Genomic DNA, 15044 nt, shown 5'->3' with positions numbered 1-15044 from the left:
CACACTAGCCGGCTGTTTCGAAGTGCAACGCTTTTTTCAGATGACCGACACATCACTCCAGGCCGCCGCAGAACACGTCCGCCATGCGATCCGATCGGCCACCGACGGCCTCGTCGGGCGCGACCAGCTGGCCGAGCTGATCGTGCTCGCGGCCGTGGCCCAGGAACACCTGCTGGTGATCGGCCCGCCCGGCACGGCCAAGAGCGCGGTGGTGCGGCGCGTGGCGCAGGCGCTGGGCGGCCGCTACTTCGAATACCTGCTCGGGCGCTTCACCGAGCCCTCGGAGCTGTTCGGCCCGGTCGACCTCAACAAGCTGCGCGCCGGCACCGTCGAAACCGACGTGAGCGGCATGCTGCCGGAGGCCGACGTCGCCTTTCTCGACGAGGTCTTCCTGGGCTCCACCGCCATCCTCAACACGCTGCTGGGCGTGCTCAACGAGCGCCGCTTCCGGCGCGGCCACACGCAGCTGCATTGCCCGCTGCGCGTGTGCGTGGGCGCGGCCAATGCGCTGCCCGACGACGAGAGCCTCGCGGCCTTCGGCGACCGCTTCCTGCTGCATGCCTTCATCGAGCCGCTGCCCGACCACCAGCTCGAGGCCATGCTCAGCGGCGGCTGGCGCTCCGACCATGCGCCGGCCGCGGGCGGCGGCGCGCTCGCGGACCTCGACGTCCTCTGCCGCCATCTGCAGCAGGTCGACCTCGGCGGCGTGCAGCCCGCGCTGGCCAATGCCATCCGCCAACTGCGGCAGGCGGGCGTGACGCTGTCGGACCGGCGCATCGTGAAGTCGCAGCGGCTGCTGGCCGCCGCCGCGGTGCTGGCCGGCCGCCTGCAGACCAGCGAGGCCGACCTCTGGCCGCTGCTGTACGTGCTGCCGACCCACGAGGCGCAGCAGAGCGCGCGCGACGTGCTGCGCGACGTCTTCGCCAACGCCGCCCATCCGCACCTGCTGAGCGCGGTGGAGGAGGCGACCTTGCAGCCGCTGTCGCGCGCCGCGCGGCTGGCGGAAGCGGCGCGCGGCTGCCTGGCCGAGGAGGCCGCGCCCGAGCGCCTGCGCATCGAGAGCGTGCTGCGCGAGATCGATGCGAACTTCGGCGGCGAGCACCTGCCCGAGGCGCTGGTCGAATGGCGCGGCCGGCTGGTCGAGCGCCTCGCCGTCGCCCCATGAGCCTGGCCGGTTCGATCGACTGGCGCTGGCGGCTGCGCGGCGAGCCGTTGCCTGCGGGCGCCGCGGTGGCCTGGGGCGCGACGGCGCGCGCGCTGCACGGGCGGCTGCTGAAGCTCGAGCCCGCGCAGTGCGAGGGGCTGTCGGCGACCGCGGGGCGCGACCTGCTGGTCGTGGTCGGCCGGGCCGACGCGCTGCCCTGGGTCGACGGCATCGCCTATGCGGGGCCGAGCGAAGCGGCACCGGGCCTGTGGCTGCCGGTGCTCGAGGCGCCCGACCGGCCGATCGACCTGGTGGCGCGCGCGCTGCAGCGCCGCCATCCGCAGCGCCAGCCGCTGCTGCTGTGGCCGCGGCCCGAGGCCGTGCTGCCGCTCGACCGGCTGCTGCCGCTGTCGGCCGCTTTGCTCACGCGCATCGAGGGACATTGGGAGGGCGTGTCCGCATGACCGCCGCGCCGGCCGCCACCGAACTGCCCGAGGCGCTGCGGCCATGGCATCCATGGCTGGCCTGGTTCGCGCCCGAGCTGACGGGCGAGCTCGGTGCGCTGCTGCAGCGCATGCAGCCGCTGCTCGGCCGTTTCCGCGGCCAGGTGAAGGCCACGGCGCCTGAATTCGACGGCCTCGACGACCTGCGCCGGCGCGGCCGCTACGAGCGCCTGCTGGCGACCGAATGGCTGCTGGCGGACGAGCTGCCCGACGAGTTCCTGCGCCGCGCCGCCTCGAGCGAGCACCTGTTCCTGGCCCCGCGTCCGCGTGCGCGCGAGGCCGAGAAGGGCATCGTCGCGCTCTTCGACGCCGGGCCGTTGCAATGGGGCGCGCCGCGGCTGGGCCAGCTCGCGCTCTGGATCCTGCTGGCGCGGCGCGCGGCGCAGACCGGCAGCCTGCTGCAGTGGGGCACGCTGCAGCAGCCCGGCGTGCTGCGCGACGCCCAGGACGCGAAGCAGCTGCGGGCATTGCTGCTGGGCCGCAGCTTCGTGCCCGCCGATGCGGCGCAGGCGGCGGCCTGGCGGCTCGCGCTCGAGAAGCTCGAGCGGGCGCCCGGCGAGTGCTGGCTGATCGGCGAGGCCGCGGTCGATCCGCCCGCCGCCGAGCGCTGGACCAGCCACCGCGTGCGGCTGCGCCGCGCGGTGCAGGGCGACGTGCTCGAGGTCTCGCTGTCCGACGTGGCGGGCGTGCGGCATGCGCAGCTGCCGCTGCCCGCGACCAAGGCCGCGGTGCGGCTGCTGAAGGGTGAGTTCGCGCCGTCCCCGCCGAAGGACCTGCACCAGCGCCACCGCGCCCGCGTGTCGCTGCAGCGGCCGCCGGTGATCGGCTGGCAGGGCCGGCACGTGGCGGTGCCGCTGCTCGACCAGCCCGGTGCCGCCGTGTACTTCGTGCCGCAGCAGGGCCAGAAGAAGGCCGGCAAGATCGGCCATCAGCAGTGGCGCGACCAGGCCGCGCCGCTGGCGCTGGCCTTCGGCGGCAAGCGGCTGGGCGGGGTGCTCAACAGCGAGGCGGCGATGTACTTCTGGCAGGTGCCCGGCCTCGCCGCGATCGTCGAGGCGCAGGAGGAAGACCGGCTCTCGGCGCCGCCCGGCCTCGGCGTGTGGCTGCCGATGGCCTGGCTGCGCCACCGTGGCGTGCAGAAGGTCTGCCTGCTCGACCGCGCCGGCCGGCTGGTGAGCTGGACGGCGCGTGCAGCGAGCCGCCCGAAGCCCGAGGAAGCCAGTCCCGCGCTGGTGGAGCGCAGCGTGCTGTGCATCAGCCAGTGGGCCGACGATGCGCTGGTCTACGTGGCGCGCCGCTCGGGCCAGCTGATGCTGTGCCGCCTCAGCGTCGATACCGGCCCGGCGACCGTGCTGCCGATCGGCACCGCGCCCGAGGACACGCGCGTCTTTCTGGCCGGTGGCAGGCACTGGCGGCTCGGCCTGGGCGCCTGCGCGGTGCGGCTCTCGGCCGACGACGGCGGCGAGGGCCGGGAGCGCTGGCGCATCCATGCGCCCAATCCCGACTACCGGGGACCGTACCGCGAGCACCCGCATGCCTGGCAGTCGTTCGAGGTCGGCGCGCACAAGGGCACTGCGCTGGTCTTCGATGCGCAGAACAGCCGCTTCGCGATGCTGGGCCTCTCGCCCGACCGCAGCGCGCTGGTGCTGCATTCGAGCGCCGGCGCCGAAACCGTCTACCACGCGCCCGAGCGCATCGAGAAGATCGCCGTCTGCCCCAACACCGGCCTGGCCGCCATGCTGACCTTGCACCGCCAGCTGATCCTGTTCGACCTGTCGCTGCGCGTGCTGCTGGGTTTCTTCCATGCCGGGGGAGGCGCGAATGGCTGACGCCGGATCGTCGCCGCGCATGCCCGCGGCACAGGTGCATCGCCCGCTGCTCAAGGGGCGGCAGCCGGTCGCGGGGCTGTGGTTTCCCGCCGACTGGCTGCACGAGGCGGCGCGCGCGCAGCGCATCCTCGATGCCTGGCGGCCCGGCGCGCAACTGAGCCGCTTCGAGGCCGGCGACCTGCTGCGCTTCGCGCAGCCGGTGCTGCTCGATGGCGATGCGGCGGCCGGCTGGCCGCTGCGCCGCGAGGGCGCGACGCTGTGCTCCGCGGAGCTCGCGAAGGAAGAGCGCGCCCTGCTGCCGGCGGCCGACGTCTGGCTGGTGCAGGGCGGCGAGGTGCGATCACTGCAGTTCGCGCAGGCCGTGGCGGTGGATCCCTCCGAGTGGCTGGCTGGCGGCCCGGCGCTGCTCGACACCTTCGACTGCCGCGAGCTCCTGCCCGAGCCCGTGGTGCTCGACACCGAGGGCCGCACGGTGCGCGAACTGCTCGGCGATGCGATCCCGCCCGCGAGCCAGGCGCAGGTCGAGTTCCTGCAGAAGCTGGCGCAGGACGCCAAGGCGCGCCGCGCGCCATCCGCGACAGAGGGGGACGCGGAGGGCAAGCCGCCACGGTACTGGCTCGCCTGGGTCGCCTTCGCGCTGGTGCTGCTGGGCTTTCTCATGTTCAACGCGCAGCAGCCAGGCGGTTCCTCGTCCGCGACCGCGAGCACCTCGCCGTTCGCCGATGGCTCGGCCGCGGCCTTTCTTGGCGTGATGCTGCTCGTGGCGCTCGCGGTATGGGGGCTGCGCGCCTTCCATCGCCGCGCATCGAGGCAGCCGCGCCCGCGGGTGCCGCTGGTGCCCACGCCGCCACCGCCCGTGCAACGCGCCGAACGCACGGTGCCGATGGCGGGGCCCGCCGGCCGGCCCTCGCGCCAGGGCTGGGTGTGGGTGCTGGTGGCGTTCGCGCTGCTGGGGCTCTACCTCGCGGGCGAGGACAGCCGCTCGCCCACGCGCGCCACCACACCGCCGGCTGCTGCTGCGTCGCAGGGCGCGGTGGCGCCCGACGGCACGCTGGCCCTGGCGCTGCTGGCCGCGCTGGTCCTGATCGTGCTCGCGTCCTGGGCTCTCTGGCGCAGGCAGGAGCGGGCCCGCGCGCGCCGGGAGATCGACGTCGCCACCCGCGCGGGCGCGCCGGTGCCGGCGCCCGCCACGCTGCCGCCGCGTGGCGAGGGGCAGCCACAGCGCTCGCGCTGGCGCGACTGGCTGGCGCGCATGGCGGTCGCGTCGCGGCTGTCGAAGCTGATCGGCCGCCAGCAGGCCGCCTACATGCAGCGCATGCTCAAGATGTTCGACGACGGCGACCTGATGGAGGCGCTGCGCCATGCCATTCCGCTCGGCGGCGAAGGCCACGATGCCTTCGACGGCGGCCAGGCCTTCGGCACGCCGGGCCGGCGCGACAGCCTGTCGCTCAGCGGCGCGCTCGGGCCGCGCTCGAGCATCTACCTGGGCCACGACTTCGAGGCGCACCTGCGCCAGCTCTACCGCCGCAGCTTCGAGAAGCTCGACCGCGAGGGCCGCATCGACGAGGCCGTGTTCGTGCTGGCCGAACTGCTGCAGTCGCGCCAGGAGGCGCTCGACTACCTCGAGAAGCACGGGCGCGCGCTGCAGGCCGCCGAACTCGCGCTGACCTGGGACCGCCCGTCCGTGGTGATCGTGCGGCTGCTGTGCCTGGCCGGCGACTGGCGCCGCGCGGTCGCGGTGGCGCGGCGCGACAACGCCTTCGCGCAGGCCGTGCTGCAGCTGCAGGACAAGTGGCCCGATGCCGCGAACCGGCTGCGCCTGGAGTGGGGCGAGGCGCTGGCGCAGCGCGGCGAATGGCTGCGCGCGGTCGACGCGGTCTGGCCGCTGCCGGCGGCGCGCGAGCAGGCCATCGCCTGGCTGCTGGCCGCGGAAGCGGCCGACGGGCAGCTGGCGGCACGCGCGCTGGTGCAGCGCGCCGTGCTGCTGCCCGACACGCTCGCGGCCTGCGCGCCGCGGCTGCGGGCGCTGCGCGACGACCCGAGGCTGCACCGCGAGCGCGCCGCGCTCGCGACCGAACTGCTCGCGGTCACGCAGCACAACGACGGCTCGCGTGGCCTCGCGGCCGCGGTGATTCCCGCGCTGGTGGCCGACCACGCGCATGGCGAGGGGCGCCTCGGGGCGAAGGAGATGCAGGGCTTGCTGCGGCTGCATGCCGACCCGTTGCTGCAGGCGGATATGCCCGGCGGAGAGATGCCGGGGTTGCGGGTCGTGCCGCTGCTGAGCCGGCCCTCGGTGCTGGCGCTCGAGGCACCCGCGGCCGGCGCGCATCCGGTGCACGACGCGACGCTGCTGGAGCCGGGCCGCTACCTGCTCGCGCTCGGCGAGGCGGGCGTGCTGGTCTGCGATGCCGCGGGCCGGACCCTGGCGCGCTTCCCGGTGCCGGCCGACCGGCTCGTCGCGGCGTACAGCGGGCAGGTCGCGCTGGCGCTGGCCCGGCGCGACGGGCTGTGGCGCGTGAGCCGTATCGATCTCGTGCAGCGCCGGGTCGTCGATCTCGGGATGATCGCCGTCGACGGCTTCGGCACGGAGTTCGACGGCATCGGCTGGACCGTGACCCGGGCCAACCGCATCCAGGTGCTCGATACCGCGCGTTCGCTGCAGGAGGTGCTGTGGCAGGTCGCCGACCTGCCGGGGTCGGTGCTCGATCTGCGCGTGACGCAGGCGCGCGAGCAGTTCGTGGTTGCCGATCCGTCGGGCATGCCGACGCTCTGGCGCTATGGCGCGGGGCAGCGGCGCCTGCAGGGCCGCGAGGCGATCGCGAAGCCCGAGGGCGTGACGTCGATGCGCCTGCTGCATCCGGGTTTCGGTGCCTTCCATCTCATTGCCGAGGACGATGCCGAAGACGACGTGGCCGGCGAGGCGAAGCTGCGCCTGCACTGGCACATCACGGCGAACCACGCGGGCGAGCTGCGGGTCTCGGGCCGGGAGGCGCGCACGCTGCGCGCGCAGGTCGACATGGCGTGGCTGGTGACGGCGGTGCAGGCGTCCGGGTCGACGTGCCGGGTGCAGTGGCTGCGGGTGCACGACGGCGGGCTCGGCGCCACGCTGCACTGGCCCGGCGAGTTCGGGCCGCGCATGCGGCCGGTCGCCGATGGCTGGCTGCTGTTCGACGGCGAGGGCCGGGTGCTGCACCTCGACACCGAGTGCAGCACGAGCGTGGGCTTCGGCCTGCGCTGAGTGCCCGCGATTCCTACTTCCAGGGCGTAGGCGCCGGAATCTCGCACACCGGCTCCACATCCACGCTCTTGAAGTCGGCCGGCGAGACGATCTCCAGGTACTCCATGTCGGGCGAGTAGTCGAACAGGAAGTGCCGGATGCCGGGGCGCTGGTGCACCACGTCGCCGGCCTCGACCAGGGTCTCCTTGTCCTCGTACATGAAGCGGGCCCAGCCCTTGACCATGATCACGATCTGGAAGTCGGCCTCGTGGCGATGCCAGCCGGTGCCCGCTTCCGGTGCCATGTTGGCCTTGACGAGGTGCGCGATCACCTTGCCGTTGGTGGCGGCGGCCACGCCGAGGTCGCGGTAGAGGAAGAAGTCGCGCAGTCCGCCCGAGACGAATTCGGTGTCGCCCGGTTTGACGTGGGAGAACTGGGTGGCGGTACGGTCCAGCATGGAAGCTCCTTTGCGGCGAGTGGGGATGCTGCGCCGCAGCACGCATAAAGCGTTCCCGGCGCCGACCGCGATATCCCCATGCCTTGACGCTGGCGCGCCGGCTCCAGATACTCAACCGCATGGTTCACTCAGATGCCGCCGCGCCGCCCGCGCCCGCCGCCCTCGATGCCGTGTTCGCCGCGCTCGCCGACTCGACGCGCCGCGCGGTGCTCGAGACCCTGGGCGAGCGCAGCCTCAGCGTGACCGAGCTGGCCGCGCCGCATGCGATGTCGCTCACGGGCTTCATGAAGCACCTGCGCGTGCTCGAGGACGCGGGGCTGATCTCGCGCACGAAGGAAGGCCGGGTCGTGCGCTGCGAGCTCTCGCCGCGGCCGATGCAGGAGGCCGCCGTGTGGCTGTCGCGCTACGAGAAGTTCTGGACCGGGCGCCTCGATGCCTTGGCGCGCTTTCTCTACCACCAGGAGCAAACCGAATGGCGCAACCTGCCAGCCCAGACACCGGGCGTCCCTCCCTCACCCTCCGCCGCCACTACGCCGTCGCGCCCGACAAGGTCTGGCGCGCGTGGACCGACCCGCAAGCGCTGAGGCACTGGTTCGGTCCCGAGGAGATCGTCGCGGTGCCGCATGCCGAGGTCGACCTGCGCGTGGGCGGGCGCTTCCGCGTGGCGATGCTCGCGGCCGACGGCGAAACGCACGACGTCAGCGGCACCTACCTCGAGATCGTGCCGCGGCGCCGGCTGGTCTTCAGCTGGGCCTGGCGCAGCACGCCCGAGCGCGAATCGCGCGTGACGGTGCGCATCGAGCCCGATGCGGCCGGCACCGGCTGCGAGCTCGAATTGCTGCACGAGCAGTTCTTCGACCAGGCCGCGCGCGAGGGCCACGAACACGGCTGGACCGGCTCGATGCTGCGGCTCGAACGCTGGCTGGGCAGGCCGGAACCCGCCGCATGACGGACCCGGTGCGCGCCACGCTCGAGGCGGTCTACCGCGGCGAATCGCGCCGCATCTTCGCCACGCTGGTGCGCCTGCTCGGCGATTTCGACCGCGCCGAGGAGGCGTTGCACGAGGCCTTCCGCGCCGCGCTCGAGCAGTGGCCGGCGCAGGGCGTGCCCGCGAACCCGCGCGCGTGGCTGGTGTCGGCGGGGCGCTTCAAGGCGATCGACGCCATCCGGCGCCAGGCGCGCTTCTCCCCCTGGGACGAATCGGCCGAGCGCGCCGAGGCGCTGGCCGACCCCGCGCCGGGCTGGGACGCCGACACCGACGAACTCGAAGACGACCGCCTGCGCCTGGTCTTCACCTGCTGCCATCCGGCCCTTGCGCCCGATGCCCAGGTGGCGCTCACGCTGCGCGAGGTCTGCGGACTCGCGACCGAGGAGATCGCGCGTGCCTTCATGGTGCCCGCGCCGACCATCGCGCAGCGCATCGTGCGCGCCAAGGCCCGCATCCGCGACGCGCGCATTCCCTACCAGGTGCCCACGCGCACCGAGTTGCCCGAACGGCTCGATGCGGTGCTGCGCGTGGTCTACCTGGTCTTCAACGAGGGCTATGCAGCCTCCTCGGGCGAGAGCCTGACGCGCGCCGACCTCTCGGCCGAGGCGATCCGGCTCGGCCGGCTGCTGGTCGAGCTGCTGCCCGGCGCCGAGGCCGCGCCCGAGGCGCTGGGCCTGCTGGCGCTGATGCTGCTGCACGATGCGCGCCGTGCCGCGCGCACCTCGGCGCAGGGCGAGATCGTGCTGCTCGACCAGCAGGACCGCGGCCTCTGGCACCGCGCGCAGATCGAGGAGGGCGCCGCGCTGGTGGAGCGCGCGCTGCGCTCGCGCCGCTTCGGCCCCTATGCGCTGCAGGCCGCGATCGCCGCGGTCCATGCCGAGGCCGAGCGTGCCGAGGCCACCGACTGGCCGCAGATCGTCGGCCTCTACGACGTGCTGCTGCGGCTCGATCCCTCGCCCGTGGCCGAACTCAACCGCGCGGCCGCGATCGCGATGCGCGACGGCCCGGCCGCGGGCCTGGCGCTGGTGGATGCGCTGTTCGCACGCGGCGAGCTGGCCGACTACCACCTCGCGCATGGCGCGCGGGCCGAGCTGTGCCGCCGCCTCGGCCGGCTCGGCGAGGCGCGCGGCGCCTACGAGCGCGCGCTCGCGCTGGCCCGGCAGCAGCCCGAGCGCCAGTTCCTCGCGCGGCAACTGGCGTCCTTGCCCGGCTAGAAAAATAGTTGCACTTCGTCGCGCCCGCATGTCGATCCGGCGCCTCGCCAATCGACCAGTGGTGTCCTCATTCCATCCGAAAGGAGATTCCGCATGAAATACCTCTGCCTCGTCCACTGCGACCCGGCCCTGTTCGCCACCCTGTCGCCCGACGAGCGGCGCGCGCTCGACGAAGACTCGATGGCCTACGACCGCGAGCTCGAGAAGAACGGCCACTTCATCGCCGCCGACGTGCTGGCGAACGCCAGGTCCGCCAAGGTCGTGCGCGTGCGCGACGGCAAGGCCTCACATGTCGACGGGCCGTTCGCGGAGGTGCGCGAGCAGCTCTGCGGCTTCATCCTGATCGAGGCGCGCGACCTCAACGTCGCGATCCAGCTCGCGGGCCACATCCCGATGGCGCGCCACGGCAGCATCGAAGTCCGTCCGATCCAGAGCATGGACGCCGCCGAGGGGAATGCCGCATGAAGTACCTTTGCCTGATCTACGAAACCGAGGCTCCGCCGCACGACATGGCGCACTACATCCAGGAACACATCGACTACGACGCGCAATTGCGCGCGCGCGGCCAGCTGGTCGAGGCCGAGGCCCTGCAGCCGGCCGAGACCGCCACCACCGTGCGCATGCGCCGCGGCCGGCTGTCGGTGACCGACGGCCCCTTCGCCGAGACCAGCGAACAGCTCGGCGGCTTCTACCTGGTCGAGGCCGGCAGCGAGGACGAAGCCCTGCGGATCGCGGCCGGCATCCCGTCCGCGCGCAACGGCTGCATCGAGCTGCGGCCGATCCTCTCGTTCGGCCCCGGCCCCGAAGGCCCTCGATGAGCGGCGCCGCGCCGCCGCGCGCCACGGTGCGCGAATGGACCGGCCTGGCCGTCATCGCGCTGCCGTGCATGCTCTATTCGATGGACCTCACGGTGCTGAACCTCGCGATCCCCGCGATCAGCGAGGCGCTCAAGCCCACGGCGGCGCAGCTGCTGTGGATCGTCGACATCTACGGCTTCCTGGTCGCGGGCCTGCTGGTCACCATGGGCACGCTGGGCGACCGCATCGGGCGGCGCCGGCTGCTGCTGATCGGTGCCGTGGCCTTCGGCCTGGCCTCGGTGCTGGCGGCCTTCTCGAACAGCGCCAACATGCTGATCGCCACCCGCGCGCTGCTCGGCGTGGCCGGCGCGACCTTGGCGCCGTCCACGCTCTCGCTGATCCGCAACATGTTCCTCGACCCGCGTCAGCGCACGCTGGCCATCGGGGTCTGGATCTCGAGCTTCTCGGCGGGCGCGGTCATCGGCCCGGTGGTCGGCGGCGTGCTGCTCGAGTACTTCTGGTGGGGCTCGGTGTTCCTGGTCGGCGTGCCCGTGATGGTGCTGCTGCTGGTGCTCGGCCCCGTACTGCTGCCCGAGTACCGCGACCCCGAGGCCGCGCGGCTCGACCTCGCGAGCGTGGCGCTGTCGCTGGGCGCGGTGCTGCCGGCCATCTACGGCGTGAAGCAGACGGCCGAGCACGGCGCGAGCGCGCTGTCGCTCGCCGCCATCGCGGTGGGGCTGGCCATCGGCTGGCTGTTCGTGCGGCGCCAGCGCCGGCTGGCCGATCCGATGATCGACCTGCGGCTGTTCCGCGCGCCGGCCTTCAGCGTGGCGCTGGGCGCCTACATGTTGTCGTGCTTCGTGATGTTCGGGCTGTTCCTCTACGAAGCCCAGTACCTGCAGATGGTGCTCGGGCTGTCGCCACTGCAGGCCGGCCTGTGGAGCGTGCCCAGCGCGGGCGCCTTCATCGTCGGCTCGATGGCGGCGCCCGCGCTCACGCGGCGCGTGCGGCCGGTGCATGCGATGACGGGCGGACTCGTGGTCGCGGCACTGGGCTTCGCGCTGCTGGTCGCGCTGCCGGTGCAGGGCGGCCTGGCGCTGCTGGTGGGCAGCATGGTCGTGTCCTCGCTCGGACTGGCGGTCGTGTTCACGCTGTCGACCGACCTGGTGGTGGGCAGCGCGCCGCCAGAGCGCGCGGGCGTGGCCTCGGCGATCTCGGAGACCAGTTCCGAATTCGGCGGCGCGCTGGGCATCGCCATCCTCGGCAGCGTGGGCGCGGCGGTCTACCGCGCCATGATGGCCGACGCCGTGCCCGCCTCGCTCGGCGATGCCGCCGCGGTCGAGGCCGCGCGCAGCACGCTCGGCGGTGCCGTGGCGCTGGCGGGGCAGCTCGGCGGTGCGGCCGGTGCCGAACTGCTGGCCGATGCGCGCACGGCGCTGCTGCGCGGCTTGCACCTGATGGCCGGCATCGGCGTGGTGGTGCTGCTGGCCATCGCGGCGCTGCTGGCCGTGGTCATGCGCCGCTCGGGACAAACCCGGCCCGCCGCGGCCGATGCGTTGCCCTGAGGCCGGGCCGGGCCCATACTGGCCGCGTCACCGAACGAACCCCACGGAGAGTCCATGAGCAACGAACTGCGCAAGAAGCTGCACGACCTCGCGGAGCTGGTCGACAACACGCCCGATCCGCAGGCCCGCGCGATCGTCGAGGCGATCCGGCTGCAGACCGCGGTGCTCAACGAGCGGCTGTTCGCGATCGAGCTGCAGCTCGGCACGCTGGCGCGGCGGCTCGAAGGCGCGACCGAATAGGCCGCGCGGGCATTGCCCTCGGGCATTCGGGCGCCGCGCCGCCCGGCCCCGCATTGCGGGGGATAATCCCCGCCCATGAGCGGCAACACCTTCGGACATCTCTTCGCGGTCACCAATTTCGGGGAATCCCACGGCCCGGCCATCGGTTGCGTGATCGACGGCTGCCCCCCGGGCATGGCGCTCAGCGAAGCCGACATCCAGGCCGACCTCGACCGCCGCCGTCCCGGCACCAGCCGCCACGTCACCCAGCGCAACGAGCCCGACGCGGTGCAGATCCTCTCGGGCGTGTACGAGGGCAGGACCACCGGCACCCCGATCGCGCTGCTGATCCAGAACACCGACCAGCGCAGCAAGGACTACGGCCAGATCGCCCAGCAGTTCCGCCCGGGCCACGCCGACTTCACGTACCACAAGAAGTACGGCATCCGCGACCCGCGCGGCGGCGGACGCTCCTCGGCCCGGCTCACCGCGCCCACGGTCGCGGCCGGCGCGGTCGCCAAGAAGTGGCTGGCCGAGAAGTACGGCATGGTGTTCCGCGGCTGCATGACGCAGATCGGCGAGATCGCGATCCCCTTCGAGAGCTGGGACCACGTGCCGAACAATCCCTTCTTCGCGCCGATCGCCGACGTGAGCGCGCTCGAGGACTACATGGACCGGCTGCGCAAGGCCGGCGACTCCTGCGGCGCGCGCGTGCGCGTGACCGCCACCCGCGTGCCCGTCGGCCTCGGCGAGCCGCTCTACGACAAGCTCGATGCCGACATCGCCTACGCGATGATGGGCCTCAATGCCGTGAAGGCGGTCGAGATCGGCGCCGGCTGGGACAGCGTGACGCAGCGCGGCACCACCCATGGCGACTCGATCACGCCGACCGGCTTCCTGAGCAACAACGCGGGCGGCATCCTCGGCGGCATCAGCTCGGGGCAGGACCTCGAGGTCAGCATCGCGATCAAGCCCACCAGCTCGATCATCAGCCCGCGCCAGTCGATCGACGTGAACAACAACCCGGTCGAGGTGGTCACCAAGGGCCGCCACGACCCCTGCGTGGGCATCCGCGCGACGCCGATCGCCGAGGCGCTGCTCGCGCTGGTCGTGATGGACCATGCGCTGCGCCACCGCGCGCAGTGCGGTGACGTGCAGGGCGACAACGAGAAGACCCAGGCCACGTCGCCGCAGGCGTCCTTCCTCTAGTGTCCACGGCGCCACCCGTGGCCGGGCGCGGCCACCTGTTGGCGTTCGCTGGCCTGTCGGCCAGCTATTTCGCGCACATCGGCTTCTTCAATCCCTACCTGCCGCTGTGGCTCAAGGACCTGGGGTTGCCGATCTTCACCATCAGCCTGCTGGCCTCGGTGCAGTCGGTCACGCGCGTGTTCGCGCCCTATGCCTGGGGTGCGCTCAGCGACCACACGGGCCAGCGCGTGCTGCTGCTGCGCATCAGCGCGGCGATCGCGCTGCTGAGTTCCTTCGGCCTGTGGTGGAACGGCGGCGCGTGGTGGCTCGCGCTGGTGCTGCTGCTGATGTTCACCCACACCAGCTCGATGATGTCGCTGACCGAGGCCGCCATGGCGCACCTCGTGGCCGGCGACTGGGGCCGCTACGGGCGCATCCGGCTGTGCGGCTCGGCCGGTTTCCTGGTCACGGTGTTCGTCGCGGGCGAGTGGTTCGACCGCTTCGGCATGAAGCACTTCCCGGCCTGGGCCGCCGGCACCTTGGCCGTGGTGCTGCTCGCCACCCTGCGCCTGCCCGACAGCCGCGAGCCCGTGGCCGCGCACGACGCGCCCGGCGAACCCATCGGCCCGGTGCTGCGCAACCGCGTCGTGCAGTGGTTCTTCGCCGCGCTGTTCTTCCAGGTGATGTCGCACTTCTCGGTCTATGCCTTCTTCTCGCTCTACCTCGATTCGCTCGGCTACGGCAAGAGCACCATCGGCCTGCTGTGGGCGCTGTCGGTGGTCGCGGAGATCGTCTGGTTCTTCCTGCAGGGCCGGCTGATCGGACTGCTGCCGATGCCGCGCTGGATGCTGGTGTGCGGCATCGCGGCCGTCGCGCGGCTGGGCCTGACCGCCGGCCTCGGCGGCTGGATCGCCGCGCTGGTCGTGGCCCAGTGGCTGCACGCGCTGAGCTTCGCGGCCCACCACACCACCTGCATCGCCGTGGTGTCGCGCCGCTTCCCGGGCCGACTGCGCGGACGTGGCCAGGCGCTGTTCACCGTCATCGGCTACGGCTTCGGCGGCGTGCTCGGCGTGCTGCTGGGCGGCGCGGTGGCGCAGGCCTTCGGCTACCGCACGATGTTCGCGCTGGCGGCGCTGCTCGCGGTGGCGGGGACCTTGTGCGCGTGGAAGGTGATGCGGCTGGAGGCCGCGGCGCGGCGCGAGGCGCCGCCAGCCGGCCTCAGATGAAGCGCACGCCCAGCGCCACCACCGTGGCCGCCAGCAGGTGGCCCGGGCCGGTGGGCAGACTGGGCTCGGCCAGCGGACGCCGCAACAGCCGCACGGCCAGCGCCAGCACCAGGGTCGTCAGCAGGAACACGCCGTAGACCGTCGGCAGCGCCGACCAGCCGAACCACGCGCCCGCTACAGCGAAGGCCTTGAAGTCGCCGTGGCCCATCGCGTCCTGCCCGGTCTGCCGCCGTATCAGCAGGGTCGCGAGCCAGGGCACGAGGTAGCCCGCCGCAGCGCCGATGACCTGCGCGGAGGCGTTGCCGGTGTACGCGTGGTACAGCAGGCCGATCCAGAGCAGCCGGTAGACGATCCAGTCGGGCAGCACGCGGTGCCGCAGGTTGATCGCCGTGAGCAGCACCCAGCCCAGCAGCAGGATGCACAGGAAGGTGGTCTGCAGCGATACGCCGCGCGCCAGTGCCAGCCCCAGGCAGAGCAGGGCGCCCGATGCGATCAGCGCGATGCGGCTCTTGCGCGGCAGCTTGAGGTCATCGGGCGAAGCGAGCAGCGGCCGGTAGTTCTGGTGGTCGAGGGCCCAGACGCGGTGCAGCTCGAGCGGGATGCGGCGTATCCATGGCAGCAGCAGGCCGGCCGTGGCGGCGCCGCCGGCGATGGCATAGGCAACGAGGAATCCGATGTCGTCTGTGGGCATGGCGAG

At 72.9% G+C, this 15044-nt stretch carries 15 protein-coding genes; 13 read left to right on the top strand and 2 right to left on the bottom strand.

Annotated features, from left to right (window positions below; all coding sequences use genetic code 11):
- Positions 1-40: 40 nt before the first annotated feature.
- Genes AC07RM_RS20795 through AC07RM_RS20780 form a run of 4 tightly spaced genes read left to right on the top strand, consistent with a single transcriptional unit; the run spans position 41 to position 6714 of the window.
- Entirely contained in the window at positions 41-1165 is a 1125-nt protein-coding gene (locus AC07RM_RS20795; protein ID WP_495335721.1) for an AAA family ATPase, read from the top strand.
- Positions 1162-1608, top strand: coding sequence for a bpX5 domain-containing protein (locus tag AC07RM_RS20790; RefSeq protein ID WP_495335720.1), 447 nt, complete (start codon positions 1162-1164; stop codon positions 1606-1608). Before AC07RM_RS20795 ends, AC07RM_RS20790 begins: the two co-directional genes overlap by 4 nt.
- Positions 1605-3476, top strand: a complete 1872-nt coding sequence (locus tag AC07RM_RS20785; RefSeq protein ID WP_495335719.1) for a hypothetical protein — start codon at positions 1605-1607, stop codon at positions 3474-3476. The genes AC07RM_RS20790 and AC07RM_RS20785 overlap by 4 nt, the downstream gene beginning before the upstream one ends.
- Positions 3469-6714 carry a bpX6 domain-containing protein gene (locus tag AC07RM_RS20780; protein WP_495335718.1) on the top strand — a complete coding sequence of 1082 codons (3246 nt, stop codon included), beginning with the start codon at positions 3469-3471 and terminating at the stop codon, positions 6712-6714. The genes AC07RM_RS20785 and AC07RM_RS20780 overlap by 8 nt, the downstream gene beginning before the upstream one ends.
- 13 nt (positions 6715-6727) lie before the next feature.
- On the opposite strand, the gene AC07RM_RS20775 is transcribed toward AC07RM_RS20780, so the two are convergent.
- On the bottom strand, positions 6728-7150 hold the full coding sequence (locus tag AC07RM_RS20775) for a cupin domain-containing protein (RefSeq protein WP_093355827.1): 423 nt from the start codon (positions 7148-7150) through the stop codon (positions 6728-6730).
- A gap of 119 nt (positions 7151-7269) precedes the next feature.
- Between AC07RM_RS20775 and AC07RM_RS20770 the strand changes: the two genes are divergently transcribed.
- The 9 genes from AC07RM_RS20770 (at position 7270) to AC07RM_RS20730 (ending at position 14347) form a co-directional block, all read left to right on the top strand.
- Entirely contained in the window at positions 7270-7734 is a 465-nt protein-coding gene (locus AC07RM_RS20770; protein ID WP_495323540.1) for an ArsR/SmtB family transcription factor, read from the top strand.
- Positions 7623-8099, top strand: coding sequence for an SRPBCC family protein (locus AC07RM_RS20765; RefSeq protein ID WP_495335717.1), 477 nt, complete (start codon positions 7623-7625; stop codon positions 8097-8099). Before AC07RM_RS20770 ends, AC07RM_RS20765 begins: the two co-directional genes overlap by 112 nt.
- Positions 8096-9352: an RNA polymerase sigma factor gene (locus AC07RM_RS20760; protein WP_495335716.1), complete on the top strand. Its 1257-nt coding sequence runs from the start codon at positions 8096-8098 to the stop codon at positions 9350-9352. Before AC07RM_RS20765 ends, AC07RM_RS20760 begins: the two co-directional genes overlap by 4 nt.
- Before the next feature lie 93 nt (positions 9353-9445).
- On the top strand, positions 9446-9817 hold the full coding sequence (locus AC07RM_RS20755; RefSeq protein WP_431509436.1) for a YciI family protein: 372 nt from the start codon (positions 9446-9448) through the stop codon (positions 9815-9817).
- Complete coding sequence (locus tag AC07RM_RS20750) at positions 9814-10170, top strand: YciI family protein (RefSeq protein WP_495335715.1); 357 nt, start codon at positions 9814-9816, stop codon at positions 10168-10170. Before AC07RM_RS20755 ends, AC07RM_RS20750 begins: the two co-directional genes overlap by 4 nt.
- Entirely contained in the window at positions 10167-11714 is a 1548-nt protein-coding gene (locus AC07RM_RS20745; protein ID WP_495335714.1) for an MFS transporter, read from the top strand. The genes AC07RM_RS20750 and AC07RM_RS20745 overlap by 4 nt, the downstream gene beginning before the upstream one ends.
- Before the next feature lie 54 nt (positions 11715-11768).
- Positions 11769-11954 carry a hypothetical protein gene (locus AC07RM_RS20740; protein WP_208508569.1) on the top strand — a complete coding sequence of 62 codons (186 nt, stop codon included), beginning with the start codon at positions 11769-11771 and terminating at the stop codon, positions 11952-11954.
- 75 nt (positions 11955-12029) lie between these two features.
- Complete coding sequence (aroC, locus tag AC07RM_RS20735; RefSeq protein WP_495335713.1) at positions 12030-13142, top strand: chorismate synthase; 1113 nt, start codon at positions 12030-12032, stop codon at positions 13140-13142.
- Positions 13142-14347 carry an MFS transporter gene (locus AC07RM_RS20730; RefSeq protein WP_495335712.1) on the top strand — a complete coding sequence of 402 codons (1206 nt, stop codon included), beginning with the start codon at positions 13142-13144 and terminating at the stop codon, positions 14345-14347. Before aroC ends, AC07RM_RS20730 begins: the two co-directional genes overlap by 1 nt.
- On the opposite strand, the gene AC07RM_RS20725 is transcribed toward AC07RM_RS20730, so the two are convergent.
- The gene (locus AC07RM_RS20725; RefSeq protein ID WP_495335711.1) at positions 14340-15038 is read right to left on the bottom strand and encodes a prepilin peptidase; all 699 of its coding nucleotides are present in this window, start codon (positions 15036-15038) and stop codon (positions 14340-14342) included. The genes AC07RM_RS20730 and AC07RM_RS20725 overlap by 8 nt on opposite strands.
- Positions 15039-15044 lie beyond the last annotated feature (6 nt).

The sequence above is a fragment of the Variovorax sp. GW821-FHT09B05 genome (assembly GCF_059418265.1).
This window is presented reverse-complemented; position numbering and strand designations above follow the sequence as displayed.